Genomic DNA, 22,759 nt, shown 5'->3' with positions numbered 1-22,759 from the left:
TGCGCGAAAGGGAGCTCCGGCAAATGTCGGAGCTCCCTTTTCTTTGCTGTCCCCCGTCATCCCCTCCCCTATCATCCTGCCATTACTGTAACTGCACGTTATTGTGTCACCGCGCCCTTTGCCTCAACATCCGCAATACGACGATGTTGCTTGCGAACCTCGGCGATGATGAGAACGGCCGAAAGCAGGACCGAGAGACCGTCGGCAACCGGGAATGCAAAGCAGTAGCCCATGAGCGGTGTCATCCCCGGAAAGAGACTTGGAATAAGCGTTGGGGTAATGAGAAACGCGGGGAGCAAAAAGATGAGTTGACGTGTGAGCGAAAGAAACGCCGACTTAAGCGGCTGGCCGGTAGCCTGAAAATAGTTCGAACTGATAACTTGGACGGAAATGAGCGGAATGAGCGCCGTCTGGACGATGAGCGCCCACACCGCAAAGCTCATGAGCGAAGGTTCGATGCCGAACACGGAGATAATCTGCTCGGGAAATACGTGAATGAGCACGAAGAACGCCGTCAGAATCGCCGTTGCCGCCCCCAAGGCGACGTAGAGCGTCCTGAGCACGCGCCGGTACTTGCGCGCACCCGTGTTGAAGCCGAGTATGGGTTGTGCCGCAATCGCGATGCCAAGGGCCGGGAAGAAGACGACGCCCGTGATCTTTGAGACGACGCCAATACTCGCGAGTGCGCCATCGACGCCGATCGGGTCAGCCGCGCCGAGCGAGGCGAGCAACATGTTGCTGATGACCTGCGTCACGGCCATTGCCGCCTGCAAGCCGAAGGGAGCCAGGCCAAGCTCGATGAGGCGCTTGCAGATTTTGGGGTCGATTGCGAGATTGCGCAAGCGAAGCTTGAAAGGGGCCGATGAACGCGGTGAGACAAAGTACCACAGCACTATGATTGCCGTGACGGCTTGACCGATGATGGTCGCACTCGCCGATCCCGCCACGCCCCAACCGAACATGAGGACGAATACGTAGTTGAGAGCGATGCAGACGACCGTTCCCACGACCGTCGTCCATAATGCCAGGTTGGGGGCACCTGCCGTGCGGATGAAGTTGTTGACGCCAAAACTGATGTTACAGATCATCATGCCGTAGATGATGATCTGGATGAAGGTGCGCGCATACGGAAGCGTCACATCGGTTGCGCCCACGAGGATGAGGAGCGGGTCGATCCAGAACGTCGCGTAGATGGCCGCGGCAATGGACACGATGATCATGACCGTCACGGAATTTCCAAGCGCGCGCTCGGCATCATCCTTGCGTCCCTCGCCGAGCAAGATGGCCGCGAGCGAATTTCCGCCGTTACCCGCGAGAATCGCAAACGCGTTGACGATGGTCATGATGGGAAACGCGACCTGCGTTGCGGCAAGGCCGATTTCGCCCATGGCCTGCCCGAGGAAGATCGAGTCGATGACGTTGTAGAGCGAATTGAGGACGACGGCTGCGACGGCGGGAATGGAGAACTCGAGCATGAGCTTGCCAATGGGCGCCGTGCCCATACGGGTGACCTTGTCTTCCCCCTTTTCCTCGCGCTTCTCGAGTTTTTTCTGATCGGGCATAGGAGTTTCTGCTTTGTGTTCGTTCATATGAGATAAAACCGTATTCGAATGCTTCTGTCATCATTTTGCCGCAGAGAGGATAGCACGCCTTGCATGCATTGGTAAGCCCATGTCAGGTCCATCACATGCAATAAAAACGTATAATTAGACGTTGGCTATGCGAAGAGAGGATTACGGCATGCGCATCTTACTCATGAACCATTTTCCGCTCCAGGGCTCGGGCAGCGGCGTCTACACGATCAATATCGCCCGCGCGCTCGTTCGCAAGGGTCACGAGGTCTGCATCATCATGCCCGAGAACGAGGAGCTTGCCGAGCTCGAGACGGGCGGCGTGCGCCTGCATCCCGTCTACTTCGATTCCTGCGTCGACGAGGCACTGGACTTCGACTTTCCGTGCTTCACCACCCATCCGCGAAGCGTCACGACCTTCTACGAGCTCGATGACGCGCAGATGGCCGCCTATGAGGGTGCATTTCGTGCTGCCATCGAAGACGAGATTGCCGCTTTCGATCCCGACGTCATCCATTGCGGCCATATTTGGGTCCAGGCAAGCTATGCAGCCGATTACGGCATACCGCTCGTGATCACCGCCCATGGCACAGACCTGATCGGTTTCGAAAAGTCAGAACGCTTTCGCGAACAGGCGAAGAAGGCGTTTGACACCGCCAGTGCCGTTATCGCCATCTCGAAGGACAGCGCCGCGCTCGTAGAGAAACTCTTCGGCGACTCCGAGAAGGTTCATCTCATCCAGAACGGCTACGACCCCACAATGTTCTATCCGGAGGCCTGCAGCGTGCACGAAGTGCTCGACCACTTCGGCATCGAAGGCGACTACGACAGCATCGTATCGTTTGCGGGCAAGTTCACGTACTTCAAGGGCATCGACATACTGCTCAATGCAGCCGCACTATACGAGCGAGATGGTGTCGCAACCCTACTTGCCGGCGATGGCGAACTCTTCGACGAGATGACCGCGCTTGCCACCCAGCTCGGACTCAAGCACGTCTACTTCTTGCACAACCAGCCGCACGAGGTACTGCGCCGCCTGTACAGCTGCGCCACGGTATCGTTGCTCACCTCACGCAACGAGGCGTTCGGGCTCGTCGCCATCGAAGCGCTTGCTTGTGGAGCGCCTGTCATCGCGAGCAACGAGGGCGGCCCCCTCGACATCATCACGCCGGAAGTCGGGTTGTTGTTCCAAAGCGAAAACCCCGAGGACCTGGCGCGTGAGGTGCAACTCGTGCTCGATGGCGACATCGACTTCGACCGCGAAGAGGTCGCCGTCTACGCGCGCGAGAAGTACTCGCAGGACGTCTCCATCGGCGCACTCATCGCGCTCTACGAAGCATCTACTAACTAAAAGAATAGCAAGTAACCTAGCGTCGGACAGGCCGTCGAGCCGAGGTATAAGGGAGCGAGCCGAAAGGACCACGAAGTGGGCCGTCGGGGAGCGACCATCGAGGCGAGTGGCCTGCCCGACGCCCCCCCACGAAGCAGGCTGTCGGGAAGCGACCGTCGGAGCGAGGCGACTTCCCTACGCGCTGGCAGAAAATCATTTCGGTTTGCGCTTGGCAAGCAAGCCGGGAGCAAGCTCGGAGACCAAGATAGCCGCGAAGATCAGCACGAAACCGCATACCATGCGCCCCGTCAGCACCTCTGCACCCAAGGCGACGCTGAACGCCACGCCAAAGGGCGATTCGAGCGATAGAAGCAGCGATGCAGTCGAAGGCGGGAGCTTCTGCTGACCGATGTTCTGGAAGAGCAGCGCCAGCGCCGTGCAGGCAATGCCAAGGTAGAGCAGGCTTGCCCAGGTCTCCCAGCCAAGCGCGCCCCAATTCGGCGGCTGCTCGAAGACGGCGCCGGAGCATAACGAGAAGATCGTGACGAAGAAGAACTGCCACATCGTCAGCACGTAGATGTCACGATTCTGCGAGAACTTCGAGACGAAGCAAATATGCAGGCCGTAGAAGACCGCGCAACAGAGCGTGAGCAGGTCGCCGAAGCTCATCGAGAAGCCCGAGCCGAGGCTCACGAGCCCGATGCCGACGATGCACATGAGCGCGGCGACGATGTTGAAGGCGTGCGGACGACGCTTGGATATGCCCCAGGCAAAGAACGGCACCATGACGCAGTACGTTCCCGTCAGAAAGGCGTTCTTGCCCGGTGTCGTATCCGTGATGCCAATGGTTTGCAGATAATAGCCCATGAAGAGCAGGAAGCCGAAGAGCGCTCCGAGGGCAATGTAATCCTTACGAAAATAGAGTTCGCGCTTCTTGAGGTACACCAACGCAAGGATGAGCGCCGCCAGACCAAAGCGCACGACGAGAATCCATGCCGGAGAGACGGTATCGGTCGTATCCTTGACAATGACGAACGAGCTACCCCAAATCAGGGTAGCCAGGACGATGAGAAACTTGTAGAGCATCACTGAATATGTCCGAGGAAGTTCTTCGTACGCTCGTGCTTGGGATGATTGAAGACCTCGTCGGGCGTACCCTCCTCGACGACGACGCCACCTTCCATGAAGATGACGCGATCTGCCACATCCTTGGCGAACTGCATCTCGTGCGTGACGACGACCATAGTCATGCCCTCCTCTGCAAGGGAACGCATGACATCGAGAACACCACGTACGAGCTCGGGGTCAAGAGCGCTTGTGGCCTCGTCGAAGAGCATCACGTGGGGCTCCATCGCCAAGGCGCGCGCAATGGCGACGCGCTGTTGCTGGCCGCCGGAGAGCTGCGCGGGGAAGTAATCGGCGCGATCGCCCAGCCCGACACGGTCGAGTTCGAAATGAGCGATGCGCTCTGCCTCCTCCTTAGAACGCTTGAGCACCTTGCGTTGGGCGAGCATGACGTTTTTGAGTGCCGTGAGCTGCGGGAAGAGGTTGAACTGCTGAAACACCATGCCCACGTGCTCGCGGAGCTTGTTCACGTCGGTCTTCGGGTCGGTGATTTCCTTGCCCTCGATGAAGATGTGACCACCCGTGGGTTTCTCGAGCAGGTTGATGCAACGCAGCATCGTCGACTTGCCAGAACCCGAAGGACCGAGCACGACAACGACCTCACCCTTGGCGACCTCGATATTGACGTCCTTCAAGACCTCGTTGTCGCCGAAGCTCTTCGAGAGGTGCTGGATCGAAATCATGGAATCCTGTCCGCTCATCGCGCGCCTCCCCTCTCTTCGGTGGAATCAAGTTGAGCATCGCGAGCTACCTCTTCTTGGAGCTCGTCGATAGCCTGCTCCATGTCCTTTGACGAAAGGTCACCGGTAAGACCGGCTTCGAGGCGCGTCTGCTCCTGAAGCTCGTCACGTGCATCGTCAGTGCTGTCGGCGATTTCCTCGCACATCTGGCTAAACGCGCCACGACGGTTCTTGCGGGCCTTTTTCTTGGGAGCGGCGCCACCTGAATCCGCAAGCGCGAGACGCTTCTCGAGGTTGCCGACGACGCGGATGAGCGGCAAGGTGACGATGAGATAGAAGCACGCGGCGACGATGTAGGGCGTCATGTTGCCGGTGAGCGATACGATGGAGCGGGAGTAGAGCATGAGCTCCATGACGCCGACGGCCGCAAGCAGCGAGGTGTCCTTGTAGAGCAGGATGAATTCGCTTGTCATGGTCGGGATAACCCGGCGGATGGTCTGGGGAATGATGACGTAGAACATCGTCTGCGGGCCGGTCATGCCAAGCGAGCGAGCCGCCTCGAACTGGCCCTTAGGTACCGATTGTATGCCCGCACGGAATATCTCGCAGAGATAGGCGCCCGAGTTAACCGCGAGCACCACGATGGCAAGCACGTACTGGTTGATGTCAATGCCAAGCAGCGGCAGGCCGAAGAACGCGATGTAGATCTGCAAGAAGAGCGGCGTACCGCGCACGACGCCGGTATAGATGGCGGCAAGGATATGCAGAATGCGCGCGCGGGCTATCTTCATGAACGCGGCGATGAGGCCAATGGGGATGGCCAGCGGAAAGCCCACAAGCACGAGGCCGAGGGAGATGAGCCAACCGACGGCCACGACGGGAATCGAGGAGACGATGAGCTCGGGCTGGAAGAAGAGGCGCAAGAAGGTGACCGAGTTCCAGGCTTGGACAGCCGGTTGCTCGCCGAGCCAGGTGGAGATCTTCTCGGCCGTCGAAGCGTGCGTGACCTCGATGGCGGGCGAAGGCGCGAAATCGAGGGTCTGACCGTTTTCCAGCGTATACGTTCCGGAAAGCGTGACCTCGCCATTCACGTTGGGCAGCGACACCTTGTACATTTCGAGGCGCAGACGCTGGCCTGGCTGCAGCGGCACGGAGAAGCTCACGTCAATCGAGGCATCGCCCTTGTTCATGGTCGTGGTGTTCTCGGGGCTCAGACGCGTCGTGCCCTCGAGCACCGTCAACTTGACCGACGAGTCATCGGTAATCGAGGAGCCCTCGGGAAGCTCGACACGCACGGATGAGACCTGCTCGCCATCACCGACGAGCGCTTCCCAGGTGACGCGCGTCGGCTCACCGCCAAGTACCTTGCCGGTGCCTGTCTCGTTGCTCTTGGCCGTGGTCACATCGACGGACATGGCGCCGGCGAGAAGCGGCGAGACGAAGGTCAGCACGAGCGAAAGCGCAAGTGCCGTCACGAGCGCATGCTTGAGCATGGGCTTTAGATACGATGACATATGAATGAATCTCCCATAAATATGCATAAAACAAATAAGGCAAGGACGAATTATACGCCCTTGCCTTATTAATGCCGAAGAGAAATCGGTCAGTTCGAAAACGGGTTACTTTGCCGCGCCGAACCACTCCGTCTGAAGCCTGGCGATGGTGCCGTTGGCCTGCAGCTCGGCGATAGCGTTGTTGATAGCCTCGGCCAGTGCGACGTTATCGGTGTTCACGATGATGCCGTACTGCTCGCCCGTCGGAATGACCTCGAGGATGTCACAATCGTCATACTCATGCGCGATGTTGTATGCGGCAGCAGGCTCGTCGTAGATGACGGCCTTGAGCTTGCCCGTGCGCAGGGCAGCGAGCATGTCCGGCGTCTCCTGGAACGGCGTGTAGTCGGAGTCCTTCAGGTTCTCCTTGGCCCAATCCTCGCCCGAAGAACCGGACTGAGCACCGATGGGCTGGCCGTTGAGCATGTCGCGGCTCGTGATGTCAGAACCCTTGAGGACCACAATCGCGAGGTTGGAATCATAGTATGCATCAGTGAAGGCAACCTGCTCGGCACGCTCGTCGCTGATGGTGATGGAGCTAATCGCGCAATCGAAGGTCTTGCCACCGGCAACCTGGGTTACAAGCGAATCGAAGGCCTGGTTCTGAACGTCGGCGGTGAGGCCGAGCTGTTTGGCGATCTCCTTGATAAGGGCGATGTCATAGCCCTTGATCTCGCCGTTCTCCTGATACTCCATCGGAGCATAATCAGGGCTCGTGGCAACCGTGAGGGTGCCAGGGGTGACGAGCTTGTACTCGTCTGAGACAGCGGAGCTGGAGCTTGCGGAGCTCGACTGAGAGCCGCCGCCGCATGCGCTCAGCGCAAGCATGCCCACAACGGCAACGCAAGCAACGCCAAGCACGAGAACCTTAGATAACTTTCCCTTAAACATCTCTCTCCCTTACTACTCTAACCAACAAAACAACGCTCATTTTCAAACCGTGCAACCGTACCATAGCAACTTGCCTCGCGGCAATTGCACACGTGCGTATTAGTCGTAAATCTTCCGCAGGAAACTCTTCGTGCGCTCGTGTTGCGGATGGTCAATGACCTGTTCGGGCGAACCCTCTTCGACGATCACGCCCTTGTCCATAAAGATGACGCGATCCGAGACGTCACGTGCGAAGGTCATCTCGTGCGTGACGATGACCATGGTCATGTGCTCCTCGGCGAGGTCGCGGATGATCTTGAGTACGTCCTGCGTGAGCTCGGGGTCAAGTGCGCTCGTGGGTTCGTCAAAGAAGAGAATGTCAGGTTTCGTGCACAACGCGCGGGCAATGGCGACACGCTGGAGCTGACCGCCCGAAAGCTCATTGGGCACCATGTCCTCCTTGCCAGCCAAGCCAAACTTTTCGAGAAGCTCGATCGCCATGGTGCGTGCCTGTTCCTTGTCGACCTTCTGCACGCGCACGGGTGCGTCCATGACGTTTTGCAGCACGGTGCGATGCGGAAAGAGATTGAAGTTTTGGAACACGAGCCCAAACTTCGAACGCGCCTCCTTGAGCGTGGCCTTGTCTGCGTAGACAGCGCGACCATCGGGCCCGGGCTTGGCCACGACGATATCCTCGTATGCCAGGTAACCACGCTCGAAGGTCTCGAGCAGCGTCGCGCAACGCAACAGTGTCGATTTGCCACCGCCGGACGACCCGATGATGCTCACGACCTCGCCCTGCGTGACCTCGAGGCTAATGTCCTTGAGAACCATCGTGTCGCCAAAGCTCTTCTCGACGTTCTTGAGGGAGAGAATCTCCTTGGACATGGGTGCTATCTCCTCTCCCCTAGTCATGGTAGTACGCGAGCTTCTTCTCGGCCTTGTTCAATATGAACTCGACGACGAGCGTGAAGACCCAGTAGATGATCGCGGCGATGACGTAGGGAATCATGGACACGAAGGACGCGGCAAGCGCCTTTGCCTCGGTGAACATCTCTGCGATTCCGAGCACGAAGGCAAGTGAAGTGTCCTTGACCAGCGTGATGATCTCGTTACCCATCGCCGGCAATATGCGCTTGATGACCTGCGGCAAGACGATGTAGAAGAATGTCTGTGCACGCGAGTAGCCGAGTACTTCGGCCGCTTCGTAATGACCGACGGGAATGGACTGAATACCGCTGCGATAGATCTCGGCAAAATAGGCCGCGTAGTTGAGAATGAAGCCAATTGCGCAGGCCCCGAACTTCCAGCCCGAGCCCATGTTAATGCCAAAGAGGTAATACGGGCCGAACATGAGGGCCATGAGCTGGAGCATGAGGGGCGTTCCGCGCATGAACGAGATGTAGACACGAGCCACGAGTGAAAGCGGCTTGAACTTGCTCATGCGGGCAAGGGCAATGACGATGCCAAGCGGTAGCGCTCCGACAAGCGTCACGACGAATATCTCGAGCGACAATACAAAACCCGCCCCAAGATCGGGCAGGACCACGGACATCATCTGCATAAATGCAGGATCCACACGCATCACCTCGTCTACAGCGTACGACGGGGCGGCCTCAAGACGACCGCCCCGCAGATTCCAGGATATGAAGCGAGCTTACTTGCCCAGGCACCAGTTCTCGTAGCTGATGCCGTCAGCAGAGTACTTCTCGCAAATCTCCTTGACCGTACCGTCGGCGTCCATCTCCTTGAGCGTCATGGTAACCTGATCGGCGAGACCATCGTTGCCCTTCTTGAAGGCAACGGCGTAATGCTCGCTGGAGAGCTGCTCGTCAAGCATCTTAAACACGCCCGGCTTGGCGGCCATCTGATACTGCGCAATGGACAGATCGCAGGCAACGGCATCGACCATACCGCTCTCAAGCTGCATGAAGGCGTTATTGTAATCGCCGATCGTCTCGACCTTGCCACCAGCGAAGGTATCCTGCAGGCTCTTCTCGTCACCATCGAGTACCTCGAGAGCAGCAGAATCGACCTGCGTCATGACGGTCTTGCCGGCAAGATCGGCCAGCGAGTTGATACCGCTGTCAGCCTTAACGACGATGACCTGGCCATTGATCATGTACATGTCGGTGAAGGAGTAATCGTTCTCACGGCCTTCGTAGGTGAAACCGTTCCAGATGCAGGTAATGTTGCCCTGGTTGATGAGCGCGTCCTTGGCATCCCAGTCAATCGGCTCGGCCTGGAAGGTCCAGCCGTTACGATCGCAAACCTCCTTGGCAAGATCGAGATCGAGACCAGTGAACTCGCCCGTCGTGGTGTCCTTGAAGCCGTACGGCGGATAGCTCTGATCGAAACCGACAATAAAGACGTTGTCCTCAGGTGCGTTATTTCCAGCCGCGCTGCTCGAAGATGCAGCACTACCACCGCATGCCGTCAGGGCAAGGGCGCCAAAGCAGAGCATGCAGCATGCAAGCGCAATCGATACGAGTTTCTTCTTCATCTTTCTCTCCCTACATCACTCTAGCGTAGTAAAGTTTCGTACCGTGGCATTGTAGCCTAAAAGGGATGCACGTACACCACGAATTCGCAGGGACGCCTAAATCGCAGCGAACGGCACGTTGCGCCAGGGAGAAGTCAGGTTCCTTGAGACGCTTACGCGGGGCCGATCGCTCGGGGAAACGCAGGTGACGGAATTGGCCGATTGTGGCGAATGCGTCTCATCCCATCAGCAGCGTCTTGAGAAAGGCAATGCTCTTGAGCTCGAAACCCGCATGCTCGCAGACCCACATGTGGGCAAGATCGAGCAATTCGATTTCGGGATAGGATTCGATATCGGCAATCTGGGCGAAGGTCGAGAACAGCAAAGCCTCGATCCAAGCCGCAGCCCGCGAGTCGATGGTCGTGCAGATCCCGAGTCGCCCAAGGCAATCATCGCAGAGTGCGCCACCATAGCTCACGTCGAAGGCTTTCACCTGCTCGATGGGTGTGCCGCAGAGTGCGCATTCGCGCGTTGCAGGTGCAAATCCCTGCATGGCCATCGCCTTGAAGAGAAAGGCCGCTGCTATGAATGCCGCCTTACGTGCCGGTAGTTCAGCTATGGTGCGCATCGACGCCGCGCTCATCTCGTACATGCGCTCGCCCAGGACAACGCCGTCGCGTCCGAGCTTCTCGAGGAACTCCGTCTCGACGCTTGCGGCTGCCGTGCGCTCAAGCTCCTCGCGTATCGACGCGTTCGTGGCAATCGTCTTGACCTCGCGCACGATGTCGAGGGACTTCCCCTCATGCAAGAGCAAATCTGCCTCGGCAAACAACTCGAGGCGCGCCCCAATGCGGTTGCCGGGTTTGCGCAGCCCCTTGGCAACGGCTCGTATCTGACGTCCGTCCCCGCCGAGCATGGTGACGATGACGTCGGTCTCTCCAAGCTTCGTGTGCTTGAGGACGATGCAGCGCTCGTTATAGGCCTTCGCCATAGCCAAATTTCCTGACCTGCGCGGCGTTCTGACGCCAGTCCTTCTTGACCTTCACCGTGAGGTCGAGATGCACCTGGCAGCCAAAGATGCGCTCGAGATCCTCACGCGCCTGCATGCCAATTTGCTTGATCTTGCTGCCCTTGGCACCGATGATGATGCCCTTCTGGCTATCGCGCTCGACATATATGACCGCCCAGATGCGCATGAGGCTCCGGTCCTCGATGCGCTCGATGTCCTCGACAACGACACCGACCGAATGGGGAACCTCATCGAAGGTCGAACGCAGGATCTTCTCGCGAATGAACTCGGCAATGAGCACTTCGTCAGAAAGATCGACACCCGTATCCTTGGGAAACCAGCGTGGACCTGCCGGAAGCAGATCGTAGACGGCGTCAATGAAGTCGTCGAGACCACGGTTGTGCTTGGCGGAAACGACGACCTCGGCATCAAAGTCGCACAGGCCACGTGCCTGCTCAAGGCGCTCAGCGATGACGGGTTTCTTGACGAGGTCGGCTTTGGAGATAACAAGGATCTTGTGGCACGAAAGCTCGTTTATGTGGTTGGCAATCCACTCATCCCCCGTGCCAACAGGCTGCGATGCGTCGATGAGGAAGGCGACGATATCGACATCCGCCAGCGCCTGCAGGGCTGACTCATTGAGCTCGGCACCCAAGGCGTCCTTCGGTTTGTGGATGCCCGGCGTGTCGACGATGACCATCTGCATGTCATCGGTATCGTATACTGCGCGGAAGCGGTGACGCGTGGTCTGGGGCGTACGCGATGTGATGGCGAGTTTGGTGCCCATGATATGGTTGAGCAATGTTGACTTGCCCGCATTGGGCCGACCGACGAGCGTCACGAAGCCGCTGCGAAAGGTCTCGGGATTGACTGCCGCATACGCATCATCGGCAATGCCTGCGGCTTTGAGCATCTCATCCAGGTCGGACATGGTCTCTCCTTATTACGCAATGAATTTCATGAGCGCCGGGATGAAGACGATGAGGCCGACGACAACCGAGGTAATCGCGAGTACGAGCACGGCGCCTGCGGCCGCGTCCTTGGCTATCTCGATAAGGTGATCGTAATCGGGGCTCACCTTGTCACACAACGCTTCCATTGCCGTGTTGAGCACCTCGGCGGATACGACCATCCCAATGCAAACGATGACGGCACACCAGCCCCAAGGTTCGACCTGCAAGACCCAGCAGGCGATGAGTGCCATGAGCGCGAAGACGAGATGCACCTTCATGTGAACTTCGCTCATGAAGGCCCTGCCAATACCCACGAACGCAACGGCGAAGCTCTTGGCTTGTGACTGGTTCTTCATCAGCGTATCCCCGTCAGACCATAGGCGTCGAGAATCTCCTTCTCGAGCGCCTCCATCTCGAGCGCCTCGGTCTCGTCGATGTGATCGTAGCCGAGGAGATGCAGCAACGAGTGCACGAGCATGAGCGACGCCTCCTGCTCAAGACTCGTGCCAAATTGGGCACGCTGTCCATCAACGACATCCAGGGCGATGACGACATCACCGATTTCGATGGGGGTACCCGGCTCGTATGTATCCCATGGGTCATCGCACTCGAAAGAAAGGACATCGGTGGGCTTGTCAATGCCTCGGTACGTGCGATTGAGCTCGTGAATCTCATCAGCATCAACTAAGCTAATCGAAACCTCACAGGCATCGGGAGCATCCATGTACTCGAGCGCGAAGCACGCGAGCCTCTCGATAGCCGCGTCATCCCAGGTTAGTGCACCGCCACGGCTGTCTATGTTCACGAGCATGCTACTTCGACCTCCCGGAATCGTTACGCGCGCCGCGAGCTGCTTCGTCATACGCATGCACGATACGCGCAACGAGGCTATGGCGCACGACATCTGCACCGGTCAAGTCGATAAAGGAAATCTCATCGATATCACTGAGGATGTCGCGCACGCCGTGCAGACCCGAGACACCACCCGGCAAGTCGACTTGCGTGATGTCACCCGTGACGATCATCCTGGAGCCGAAGCCCAGACGGGTGAGGAACATCTTGAGCTGCTCGGGTGTGGTGTTCTGCGCCTCATCGAGAATGAGAAAGGCGTCATTGAAGGTACGTCCGCGCATGAAGGCAAGGGGGGCGATCTCGATGACACCCTGCGAGATGAGCTGGTTGCCCTTCTCCATGTCGGTCAGATCGAAGAGCGCGTCATAGAGCGGGCGTACGTAAGGATCGACCTTCTCGTCGAGCGTACCCGGCAAGAAACCGAGGTTCTCGCCCGCCTCGACAACGGGACGCGTAAGGATGATGCGACCGATCTCCTTGCGCTTGAGTGCGGCGATGGCCATTGCCATGGCGAGGTAGGTCTTACCCGTGCCAGCCGGACCGATGGCAAAGGTGACGGTGCTGTCGCGTATGGCATCGCAGTAGCGCTTCTGACCACTCGTCTTGGGGCGAATCGCGCGCCCGCGGTAGGTAAGCAGAATGTCCTCACGCAGGGAGCTCGGGGAGTAATCGGAATTGCGCAGCACCTCGACGGCGCGACGGATGTCCTCGACCGTCGGCGCCTTGTTAGCCTGGACCATATCAAAAAGGTCGGAGACAAGCGCCGAGATGAGTGGTACCTCGAGGGCATCACCCGTCATGACGATGCTATCGGAGCGCAACGCGATGGTCGCATCGAAGAGATCTTCGATGGCACGCAGATTGGCATCCTGGGGACCACAGAAGAGGGCAAGGTCAATGCCGTCGGGCAGGGGAAGCGTAACTTGGCTCGAATGCATCAGTCACTCCCCTCTCGCCGCATCTTACGCGGCGCTTTGTACGATGGGCAGGGATAGTCGCGGTACTCGAGATTATCGAGAATCTCGTCGATCCATGCGTCTATCGGCACGAGGGCCTCGGCCGCCTCGCAATCCTTGATGCGCGCATGCGTCTCGGGCGAGCGAGGCATGAACAGCGTGCAGCAGTCATCGGCCGGACGCGAGGAGATCTCGAAGGTGCCGAGCTGCTTGGCGACGTCGATGATCTCGAGCTTGTCGCTTCCGATGAGTGGACGCAGCACCGGAATATCGACAACGGCATTGACGGCGGCTATGTTCTCGAGAGTCTGGCTCGCAACCTGACCGAGTGACTCGCCGGTGACAAGCGCCTTCGCGTTTTCAATGCGCGCGATACCCTGTGCGATACGGAACATGAGGCGTCGGTAGAGTACGATGCGCAAGTTGGGTGGACATTCGCTTGCGATAGCCTTTTGGTAGTTACCGAAGGGAATCGTGTAGATGCGGCCGATACCACCCGCCGGCGCAAGCGCATGCGCAAGGTCATCAACGATGTACTCGCTCGCGTCATCGGTCACGGGGGCACCCGAGAAGTGGACGCCCACGACGACGGCGCCACGCTTCATGAGCTTCCAGGTGGCAACGGGACTATCGATACCACCGGACATGAGACTCACGACCTTGCCGGCCGTTCCCACGGGCAAGCCGCCAATGCCACGATCGCTACGCGAGAAGACATAGGCGCTGCCCTGGATGATCTCGACGTGAACCTTGACGTCCGGGTCCTTCATCTTGACCTTCTTGTCGGGGGCAAAAGCGCATAGATGCGCCCCAACGAGTTGGTTGAGCTGCATGGAGTCGATGGGATAATCGGTGTTTGAGCGGCGCGCGACGACCTTGAAAGACTCGAACTCACCGCAATCCATCATCGCGAGCTCGGCGCAAAGGTTATATTCCTCGGGGTCGCGTGCGCAGCGCCAGCCACGTGACACGCGTGCGACGCCGGGAACCTGCAGCAGAATCCGGGCAGCTGGTTCAATATCGTCCGCATTTTCGAACACGACGAGAAGATGCCCGGAGATACGGCATATCTCCTTGGTGTCAAAAGCAACGAGCGCCGCCTCCATGTTGCTGAGGAGACGGTGCTCGAAAGAGGCACGATTGCGACCCTTGAGGCCGACCTCGTGATAATGAACGAGGCAGATACGCTCGAACAAGCGCTCCTCCTAGCTCTTGTCGTTCATGAAGGCCGTTTTGTCGTAGGAGACCTCACCACGGGCAATCTCCTCCATGGCAAGAGATAGCGGCTTACGACCCGCGAACTCGGCGATTTCGCTGACAGACTGCAGGGCGACGGCACGATCGCGCTGGCCACGCATCATGTCGTTGATATCACGCGCACGCTTGGAAGCGATAGCGCAAAGCAGGTACTTGTCTTCGTGGGTCTTATCGAGAAGGGTGTCAATACGTGGTTCGACAATAGACATATGCGGTAAGCTCCTCAAATGAACGAGTTGTTTTTGAATCGACCTAGCATTCTAACACGCGCGCGAGCTCTTTGGTAGCCCCCTGCACATCGTCGTTGACGATGACGTAATCGTACCTATCCGCAGCCTCCATCTCGCCAGCCGCATTGGCAAGACGCTGGGCGATGACCTCCTCGGATTCGGTCCCGCGGCCACGCAGTCTGCGCTCGAGTTCCTCGATTGACGGAGGAGCGATGAAAATGAGCTTGGCCTGCGGGATCTTATCGAGCACCTGGAAGGCGCCTTGGACGTCAATCTCGAGCAGCACGGTATCCCCCTTCGCAAGATGCTCCTCAATGGGTGCGAGCGGCGTGCCGTAATAGTTGGAATGCACCTTGGCCCACTCGATGAAGCCGTCCTCTTCGATAGTGTTCTCGAACTCCTCGATGGTGAGAAAATGATAATGCACGCCGTCAATCTCGCCCTCGCGGGGCTGACGCGTCGTGGCGGAAACCGACAACACGATGTGAGGGCACTCTTTCAGCAGTGCGGAGACGAGCGTCCCCTTGCCCGCTCCCGAAGGGCCCGATATGACATAGAGCGTTCCTTGATCCATAGATTCATCCGTCTCTAGTCGAGCTCGGCGGCAATCTCTTCGAACGCGGCGACGGGGTCTGCCGCACGCGTGATGGGACGACCGATGACAAGGTGCGAGGCACCTGCCGCAAAAGCCTCGGCGGGTGTGGCAACTCGGCTCTGATCGCCCAACGCAGCGCCCTTGGGCCTGACGCCCGGCGTGATGATAATGGCATCGGGACCGAGGAGCTCCCTCATCTGATTTGCCTCCATGGGAGAGCACACGATGCCGTCAAGCCCCGCCTCGGACGCAAGCGTGGCGAGACGCTCGACCTGCTCGGCAGGCGACACGTCGATGCCGACGGAGGCGAGCTGATCGGCGTCCATGCTCGTGAGCACCGTAATCGCACAGACCGCCGGGACGTTGTCCTCATGGCCGGCATCGGCAGCGCCCTTGCGTGCGCCGCGCTCGGCAGACTCGAGCATGAGCTCGCCGCCACTCGCGTGCACGGTGAAGAGGTCTGCACCAGCTTGTGCGATGGAACTGGCAGCACCATAGACCTGGTGGGGAATATCATGCAGCTTGAGGTCGAGAAAGACCTTGAAGCCGAGCTTGTGCATCGTGTTCACGATGGAGGGGCCGACTGCGTAATACAAGGTCATGCCGATCTTCACCCACCGGGCATGCCCCGCGAGCTTCTCGCCGAGCACGACGGCCTCATCACCCGAGCAGTCGAGCGCGACGATGATGCGGTCTTTGGCAGCTTCGCTCTTCCATTCCATATGCGCTATACCTCCAATGCTCCAATGAGCTCGCTTATTCGTGAAACGCCATTTTCCTCGCAATATGCAATCATTCCGTCGAGCACGTGCACGCTTGCAAGCGGATTGACGAAGTTCGCCGCACCCACAGCCACCGCCGTCGCACCGGCGAGCACGAACTCAATCGCATCTTCACCAGACGAGATACCGCCCATGCCGATGATGGGGATGTCGACGGCGTTGTACGTCTCCCATACCATGCGTAACGCAACGGGCTTGATAGCGGGGCCAGACAGACCACCTACGACACGTGCCAGCTTGGGTTTGCGGCGCTTGGCATCAATCGCCATGCCAAGCAGGGTGTTGATGAGACTCACCGCATCGGCACCGGCCGACTCGACGGCCTTGGCGATGACGGTGATATCGGTGACGTTGGGGGTGAGCTTCACGATAAGGGGGCGCTTCGTGCACTGACGCACGGCTGCGGTCACCTGCGCGGCCTGTTCCGGGTCGGTGCCGAAGGTCATGCCACCAGCATCCACGTTGGGGCACGAAATGTTCACCTCGTAGGCATCGACGCCCGGCTCGTCCTCGAGACGCTCTATGACCTGTACGTACTCGTCGAGCGTATGGCCCGAAACGTTCACGATGACAGCCGTGTCCTGCGTCGCAAGCCACGACAGCTGACTTGCGCAAAACTCCTCGACACCGGGGTTTTGCAGACCGATGGAATTGAGCATGCCGCATGGCACCTCGGCAATGCGCGGCGTTGCGTTGCCGTCCCAGGGCCTGGGTGAGACACCTTTCGTCGTAACGGCACCCAACCGCGAAACGTCGAGGAAATCGGCGAACTCCTCGCCATGACCGAAAGTCCCCGAGGCAACCGTCACGGGATTTTTCATCGACAAGCCGCCGACGTCGACATGCATATCGGGCATGCTCATCACCAGATCACCTCGCTTGCATCGAAGACGGGACCATCGACGCAACAGCGCTTGAGACCGCCCGTTGTCTCGACAACGCAACCCAGGCATGCGCCAACACCGCAGGCCATGAGTCGCTCCATCGAGACCTCGCAGGTCACGCCATGCTCGATGGCGGGAAGCGCCACGGAGCGCTCCATGAGAGGCGGCCCGCACACGGCGACGTAATCGTAGTCATTTGTGGCGAGGAGCTCGTCGGTGACGGCGTTCACGAAGCCCTTGACGCCCATCGATCCGTCATCGGTTGCGATATAGAGAGCGCCCTGCGAGCGGCGCACGCTGTCCTCGAACTGCTCCGTGCAGGCGACACGATCGGCCGTCGTGGCTCCGATGACGACATCGACGCGCGCACCTTGCGCGGCGAGTTCGTCTGCAAGAAGCTTGAGAGCCGGAGTACCCACACCACCGCAAGCAAGCAACGCATGCGTTACCCCCGCGGGAACATGCCAGCCGTTACCGATGGGGCCAACGAGATCGACCTCATCGCCAATGCCAACATGCGTCAGCTGCTCGGTCCCGTCGCCGACGACCTGATAGCAGATGTCAACGGAACCTGCGTCTACATCGACATCGAAGACGGCAAAGGGCATGCGCAGGAACTGAACCGAAGGCTTGCTTGCAACCTTGACTTGAACGAACTGACCGGGACATGCGGCAGCGGCAATGCGAGGAGCCAACACGGACAGGTGATAGATACCCTCGGCAATTTGCCTATTGAAGAGGACCGGGCCACTCTCCTGAAGCTTCTGGACCATGTTCTCGCGAACTTCCCTTCGAAACATCCGATGTGAATTGACATCATGATAATGCATCGGAGGGCACAAGAGAGGGGGACCGGACAAAACTTACGGGGCGGATGTGTCAAAGGGTCGGACCCCTTGGCACACTGTTGTAGCGCAAGGGTGTCGCTTTTACGGGCATCTCGAGCAGACATGCGTCGAGCGCGATGCGATCTTGCGAGGACTGTCTGAGCGTGCGGTTTGCGCACGCGAGTTCCGCAGCAGCATCGCGCGAGATGCATGTCGGGTGCGAGAGCCAGCCCGTAAAAGCAACACCCTTCGCAAAATATGTCCGCCGCTCCTACAAGTCTTGCAATGCCACCGGCGCAAGGCGGCCATCATGCACGGCGCTGATAGCCTGGACGAAGGCGTTGGCACCGGCGAGCGTCGTCACATAGCAAATGCCATGGCGCACGGCCGCGCTGCGCAGATGGTAGCTGTCGCCACGCGTCTCCTGGCCGAAGGGAATGTTGACAAGCAGGTTTATCTCTCCGTTGGCAATCATGTCGCCAATGTTGGGACGTGCCTCCTGCATCTTGCGCGTGACCTCGACCTTGAGCCCATTGGCACGCAGCAGACGTCCCGTCCCCCCTGTTGACACGATGGAGAATCCCAAATCCTGAAGCGCATGGGCGATGGGAACGATGTTGCGCTTTTCGCGGTCGCACACCGAGATGAAGACCTTGCCCGCATTGGGCAGCGAATAGTCGATGGCAAGCTGCGTCTTGGCATACGCGCTCGGAAAGTCCGCGGCAATGCCCATGACCTCGCCCGTCGACTTCATCTCGGGCCCAAGCATGGTTTCGGCACCGGGAAAGCGTCCGAAGGGCATGACAGCCTCCTTGCAGGCGTAATACCCCATCTCATCGCCGCTTGCAGGTAGGTCGAAATCCGCAAGCTTCTCCCCGGCCATGATGCGTGCGGCATATTGCGCGAGCGGAACGCCACGCGCCTTGCTCGTAAAGGGAACGGTACGACTTGCGCGAGGGTTGACCTCGATGACATACACCTTGCCATCTTTCACCGCAAACTGAACGTTAACGAGACCCCGCGTTTGGACGGCAAGCGCAAGTTTGCGTGTGTAGTCGGTGATGGTGTCGAGCACGGCATCGGAAAACGAGAAGGGCGGCGTACAGCAGGCCGAGTCACCCGAATGTATGCCCGCTTCCTCGATATGCTCGAGAATTGCACCGATGAAAACATCTTCCCCATCGCAGAGGGCATCGACATCGCATTCGGTCGCAGACTCGAGAAACGCATCGAGATAGACGGGGTGGTCTGGTGTGACACGAGCGGCTTGCGCCATATAGCGCTCGAGGTAATGCTCGTCGTAGGCGATGACCATGCCACGTCCGCCAAGCACGTAGCTCGGACGCACGAGCAGCGGATAGCCGATGCGTTCGGCAACAGCAAGCGCCTCCTCAAGCGACTCGGCAACACCGGCAACCGGGTAGGGAATGCCGAGCTCATCGAGCAAGGCGGAGAAGCGATCGCGATCCTCGGCAAGGTCGATTGCCGTCGGTTGCGTGCCCATGATGCGCACTCCTTCGTCGGCGAGCATCTGGGCAAGCTTGAGCGGCGTCTGCCCGCCGAGCGTCACGATGACGCCATCGGGCTTTTCCGCATCCACGATGTCCATGACGTCCTCGTAGGTAATCGGCTCGAAATAGAGACGGTCGGAGGTGTCGTAATCGGTCGATACCGTCTCCGGGTTGCAGTTCACCATGATGGTCTCGTAACCCATCGCGGAAAGCGCGTAGCTCGCCTGCACGCAGCAGTAATCGAACTCGATGCCCTGCCCGATGCGATTGGGGCCGGCACCGATGATCATGGCCTTGGGCTTGTCACAAGGACGCACCTCGCTTTCGTCCCCATAGGTCTTGTAATAGTAATTCGTCTGGGAGGCGAACTCCCCCGCGCAGGTGTCGACCGTCTTGAAGACACCTATGACACCGAGCTCCTTGCGACGCGCACGCACCTGTCCTTCGTTCGAACCCGTGAGCTGCGCGATCTGTACATCGGAAAGCCCGTAGCGTTTGCCAAGACGCATGAGGCGCCTGTCAACGCTCGCAATATCACGGCCCTCGAACATGGTCTCGACCTCGACCATGTCAGCAAGCCGGTCGATGAACCACGGGTCAATCAGGCTAAGGGAGGCAAGTTCCTCCTTGCTCATTCCCCGGCGCAAGGCCTCTGCCATGTAGTAGATGCGATGCTCGGTCGGCGTCGAGACGAGGCTCGTGAAGTGCGTCTCGTCGAATTCGTCCTTGCCATCGCGCCCAAGGCCGCTCCTGCCGTTCTCAAGCGAGCGCAACGCCTTCCCAAGCGCCTCCTCGAACGTGCTTCCGATGGCCATGACCTCACCGACCGCTTTCATGCGCGTCGAGAGCGTCGCATCGCTTCCCGCAAACTTCTCGAAGGCAAAGCGCGGAATCTTGACGACGACATAGTCAATGGACGGCTCGAAACACGCGGGCGTGGCCCTGGTGATGTCGTTTTGAATCTCGTCGAGCGTATAGCCAACCGCGAGCTTGGCCGCCATCTTCGCGATGGGAAAGCCCGTGGCCTTGGAGGCAAGCGCGGACGAGCGGCTCACACGCGGGTTCATCTCGATGACGATGAGGCGACCGTCCTCGGGATTCACGGCAAACTGCACGTTGGATCCGCCGCAGGCAACGCCGATCTCCTCCAAGATGGCAAGCGATGCATCGCGCATGCGCTGGTACTCGACATCCGTGAGGGTTTGGGCCGGGGCAACGGTAATCGAATCGCCCGTATGCACGCCCATGGCATCGAAGTTCTCGATGGAGCACACGATGATGCCGTTACCGCACCGATCGCGCATGACCTCCATCTCGTATTCCTTCCAACCGATGATGGACTCCTCCACGAGTACCTCGCCTACGGGCGAGAGTTCGAGGCCCTCGCGCACGATATCGCGCAGATCCTCCATGCCGTATGCGATACCACCGCCGGCGCCACCGAGCGTGAAGCTCGGACGCAATACGAGCGGAAAGCCAAACTCGCCGGCGAGCTTCTCGGCATCGGCGACGCAATAGGCGTAGCCGCTTCGCGCAACCTCCAAGCCGATGCGCTTGATGGCCTCGGCAAAGAGCTTGCGATCCTCTCCTTTCTGAATGGCGGCGAGGTCACAGCCAATCATCTCGACACCGTACTTTTCGAGTACGCCCGACTCGGCAAGCTCGACCGCACAGTTCAAACCGGTTTGTCCGCCCATGTTGGGCAGAAGTGCATCAGGACGCTCCTTTTCGATGATCTTTTCGATGACCGCAGCCGTGATGGGTTCGACGTAGGTACGCGTTGCCATGGCGGGATCGGTCATGATGGTCGCCGGATTCGAATTCACGAGGACGACTTCGTATCCATCCTCCATGAGCACCTTGCACGCCTGGGTGCCCGAGTAATCGAACTCGCAGGCCTGCCCGATGACGATGGGACCACTGCCGATGATGAGAATCTTCTTTATATCGTCTCTACGTGGCATCAGGCACGCTCCTTTCCATCCGCGAGTTCGCGGGCCTGGCGTACCTCGATATCCAAATAGTCGCTTCGGCCATCCATCAGACGGGAAAACGCCTCGAAGAGATACGAGGAATCGTGCGGACCGGGATCTGCCTCCGGATGGTATTGCACCGAGAACACGGGATGGTCGAGAAACGCCATGCCCTCCGGCGTGCCGTCGTTGAGGTTGAGATGCGTGAGCTGGATACGGCCAAACTCACTCGACTCGACGACGGGGGCGATGCGATGCCCGCTCCAGAACAATAGGCTTTCGGGATGCTCGACAAGACCGCCCGAGAGCTCGGGCACGAGCGGTCCGATGCTCTCGAAGACCTGGTCGAAGCCGTGATTCTGCGCCGTGATCTCGACAGCTCCCGTACGCAGGTTCATGACGGGCTGATTACCACCATGATGGCCGTATTTGAGCTTCTCGATACGAGCACCGGCGGCAATGGAGAGCATCTGGTGGCCAAGGCAAATGCCAAAGACCGGAAGCTTTCCGATAAGCCGGTGGGCAAGTTCGTATGCCGGCGCAACCGCCTGCGGATCTCCCGGTCCATTGGAGAGAAAGACGCCATCGGGATTGAGGGCGAGAACATCGTCAAGTGCCGTGTCCCAGGGCACGACCGTCACGTCGCATCCATGCGTGCGCAGACCATCGAGTATGCCCGTCTTGATGCCACAATCAAGGGCGGCGACATGATGACGACCGGCACCGGAAAGCGACGCGAGCTCATAAGGTTGCTCGCAGGAGACCTCGGCGGCGAAGTTGTGCCCGATGATTCCGGAAGACCCTTCAAGACGCTTCGCGAGGCTCGGAATGTCATCGCATTCCGTCGAGATGACCGCCTTCATCGCGCCGTGCTCGCGCACGTGCCGCACGAGTTTGCGTGTGTCGATACCTTCGATGGCAACGATGCCACGAGCGGCAAGATACGCGGGAAGCGGCATCTCCGCACGAAAGTTGCTCGGAGCGTCGCACATGGCGCGCACGACGAGACCACGGCAAAAGCAGCCCCGTGACTGGGCATCGGCTTCGTTCACACCATAGTTGCCGATATGCGGATAGGTCATCGCCACAATCTGGCCTGCGTATGAGGGGTCACTCAGGATTTCCTGGTAACCGCTCATCGAGGTGTTGAAGACGATTTCGCCGAAGGCCTCGCCCGCGCATCCGCAGGCATGACCCTCAAAGGTCGTTCCGTCCTCGAGCATGAGAACGGCTGGCATAGTGCTGTGCAATGACATGTTCATCTCCCTTGTCGGTCTCACGGGACCGCTCGTTAAAGGTTGTATGACCGCAGGGAACTA

General features: G+C 59.0%; 22 protein-coding genes. 1 reads left to right on the top strand and 21 read right to left on the bottom strand.

What is annotated here, in order from left to right:
* Positions 1-98: 98 nt before the first annotated feature.
* Positions 99-1,562 (bottom strand): MATE family efflux transporter, encoded by a 1,464-nt coding sequence (locus OIM11_05245; GenBank protein ID HJJ00535.1) that lies wholly within the window; start codon positions 1,560-1,562, stop codon positions 99-101.
* A gap of 178 nt (positions 1,563-1,740) precedes the next feature.
* Between OIM11_05245 and OIM11_05240 the strand changes: the two genes are divergently transcribed.
* Entirely contained in the window at positions 1,741-2,922 is a 1,182-nt protein-coding gene (locus OIM11_05240; GenBank protein HJJ00534.1) for a glycosyltransferase, read from the top strand.
* A 192-nt stretch (positions 2,923-3,114) separates the two neighbouring features.
* Here the strand turns inward: OIM11_05240 and OIM11_05235 are convergent, their stop codons facing one another.
* The 20 genes from OIM11_05235 to carA all read right to left on the bottom strand — a co-directional run bounded on the left by OIM11_05235 (position 3,115) and on the right by carA (position 22,696).
* Positions 3,115-3,987 (bottom strand): DMT family transporter, encoded by an 873-nt coding sequence (locus OIM11_05235; GenBank protein ID HJJ00533.1) that lies wholly within the window; start codon positions 3,985-3,987, stop codon positions 3,115-3,117.
* Entirely contained in the window at positions 3,987-4,709 is a 723-nt protein-coding gene (locus OIM11_05230; protein HJJ00532.1) for an amino acid ABC transporter ATP-binding protein, read from the bottom strand. The genes OIM11_05235 and OIM11_05230 overlap by 1 nt, the downstream gene beginning before the upstream one ends.
* A gap of 14 nt (positions 4,710-4,723) precedes the next feature.
* Positions 4,724-6,220, bottom strand: coding sequence for an amino acid ABC transporter permease (locus OIM11_05225; GenBank protein HJJ00531.1), 1,497 nt, complete (start codon positions 6,218-6,220; stop codon positions 4,724-4,726).
* 105 nt (positions 6,221-6,325) lie between these two features.
* Complete coding sequence (locus OIM11_05220) at positions 6,326-7,150, bottom strand: ABC transporter substrate-binding protein (protein ID HJJ00530.1); 825 nt, start codon at positions 7,148-7,150, stop codon at positions 6,326-6,328.
* 99 nt (positions 7,151-7,249) lie between these two features.
* Complete coding sequence (locus OIM11_05215; GenBank protein ID HJJ00529.1) at positions 7,250-8,005, bottom strand: amino acid ABC transporter ATP-binding protein; 756 nt, start codon at positions 8,003-8,005, stop codon at positions 7,250-7,252.
* Positions 8,006-8,036: 31 nt separating this feature from the next.
* On the bottom strand, positions 8,037-8,687 hold the full coding sequence (locus OIM11_05210; protein ID HJJ00528.1) for an amino acid ABC transporter permease: 651 nt from the start codon (positions 8,685-8,687) through the stop codon (positions 8,037-8,039).
* A gap of 99 nt (positions 8,688-8,786) precedes the next feature.
* Positions 8,787-9,632, bottom strand: coding sequence for a transporter substrate-binding domain-containing protein (locus tag OIM11_05205; protein ID HJJ00527.1), 846 nt, complete (start codon positions 9,630-9,632; stop codon positions 8,787-8,789).
* 217 nt (positions 9,633-9,849) lie between these two features.
* Positions 9,850-10,602, bottom strand: coding sequence for a DNA repair protein RecO (gene recO / locus OIM11_05200; GenBank protein HJJ00526.1), 753 nt, complete (start codon positions 10,600-10,602; stop codon positions 9,850-9,852).
* Positions 10,586-11,551: a GTPase Era gene (gene era, locus OIM11_05195; GenBank protein ID HJJ00525.1), complete on the bottom strand. Its 966-nt coding sequence runs from the start codon at positions 11,549-11,551 to the stop codon at positions 10,586-10,588. The genes recO and era overlap by 17 nt, the downstream gene beginning before the upstream one ends.
* Before the next feature lie 12 nt (positions 11,552-11,563).
* Positions 11,564-11,929 (bottom strand): diacylglycerol kinase family protein, encoded by a 366-nt coding sequence (locus tag OIM11_05190; GenBank protein ID HJJ00524.1) that lies wholly within the window; start codon positions 11,927-11,929, stop codon positions 11,564-11,566.
* Positions 11,929-12,384: an rRNA maturation RNase YbeY gene (gene ybeY / locus OIM11_05185; GenBank protein HJJ00523.1), complete on the bottom strand. Its 456-nt coding sequence runs from the start codon at positions 12,382-12,384 to the stop codon at positions 11,929-11,931. The genes OIM11_05190 and ybeY overlap by 1 nt, the downstream gene beginning before the upstream one ends.
* A gap of 1 nt (position 12,385) precedes the next feature.
* Positions 12,386-13,363 (bottom strand): PhoH family protein, encoded by a 978-nt coding sequence (locus OIM11_05180; protein ID HJJ00522.1) that lies wholly within the window; start codon positions 13,361-13,363, stop codon positions 12,386-12,388.
* Positions 13,363-14,577, bottom strand: a complete 1,215-nt coding sequence (thiI, locus tag OIM11_05175) for a tRNA 4-thiouridine(8) synthase ThiI (GenBank protein ID HJJ00521.1) — start codon at positions 14,575-14,577, stop codon at positions 13,363-13,365. Before thiI ends, OIM11_05180 begins: the two co-directional genes overlap by 1 nt.
* 9 nt (positions 14,578-14,586) lie before the next feature.
* Positions 14,587-14,847, bottom strand: a complete 261-nt coding sequence (locus OIM11_05170; protein HJJ00520.1) for a DNA-directed RNA polymerase subunit omega — start codon at positions 14,845-14,847, stop codon at positions 14,587-14,589.
* 43 nt (positions 14,848-14,890) lie between these two features.
* Positions 14,891-15,442 (bottom strand): guanylate kinase, encoded by a 552-nt coding sequence (gene gmk / locus OIM11_05165; GenBank protein HJJ00519.1) that lies wholly within the window; start codon positions 15,440-15,442, stop codon positions 14,891-14,893.
* 14 nt (positions 15,443-15,456) lie between these two features.
* Positions 15,457-16,185 (bottom strand): orotidine-5'-phosphate decarboxylase, encoded by a 729-nt coding sequence (gene pyrF, locus OIM11_05160; GenBank protein ID HJJ00518.1) that lies wholly within the window; start codon positions 16,183-16,185, stop codon positions 15,457-15,459.
* 5 nt (positions 16,186-16,190) lie between these two features.
* Positions 16,191-17,102 carry a dihydroorotate dehydrogenase gene (locus OIM11_05155; GenBank protein ID HJJ00517.1) on the bottom strand — a complete coding sequence of 304 codons (912 nt, stop codon included), beginning with the start codon at positions 17,100-17,102 and terminating at the stop codon, positions 16,191-16,193.
* A gap of 5 nt (positions 17,103-17,107) precedes the next feature.
* Entirely contained in the window at positions 17,108-17,902 is a 795-nt protein-coding gene (locus OIM11_05150; protein ID HJJ00516.1) for a dihydroorotate dehydrogenase electron transfer subunit, read from the bottom strand.
* 325 nt (positions 17,903-18,227) lie between these two features.
* Entirely contained in the window at positions 18,228-21,431 is a 3,204-nt protein-coding gene (gene carB, locus OIM11_05145) for a carbamoyl-phosphate synthase large subunit (GenBank protein HJJ00515.1), read from the bottom strand.
* Complete coding sequence (carA, locus tag OIM11_05140; GenBank protein ID HJJ00514.1) at positions 21,431-22,696, bottom strand: glutamine-hydrolyzing carbamoyl-phosphate synthase small subunit; 1,266 nt, start codon at positions 22,694-22,696, stop codon at positions 21,431-21,433. Before carA ends, carB begins: the two co-directional genes overlap by 1 nt.
* Between the last annotated feature and the right edge of the window lie 63 nt (positions 22,697-22,759).

It is taken from the genome of Coriobacteriaceae bacterium (assembly GCA_025992705.1).
Lineage (GTDB): Bacteria > Actinomycetota > Coriobacteriia > Coriobacteriales > QAMH01 > QAMH01.
Note: the sequence above shows the minus strand (reverse complement) of the source record. Positions and strands in the feature narration are given on the sequence as shown.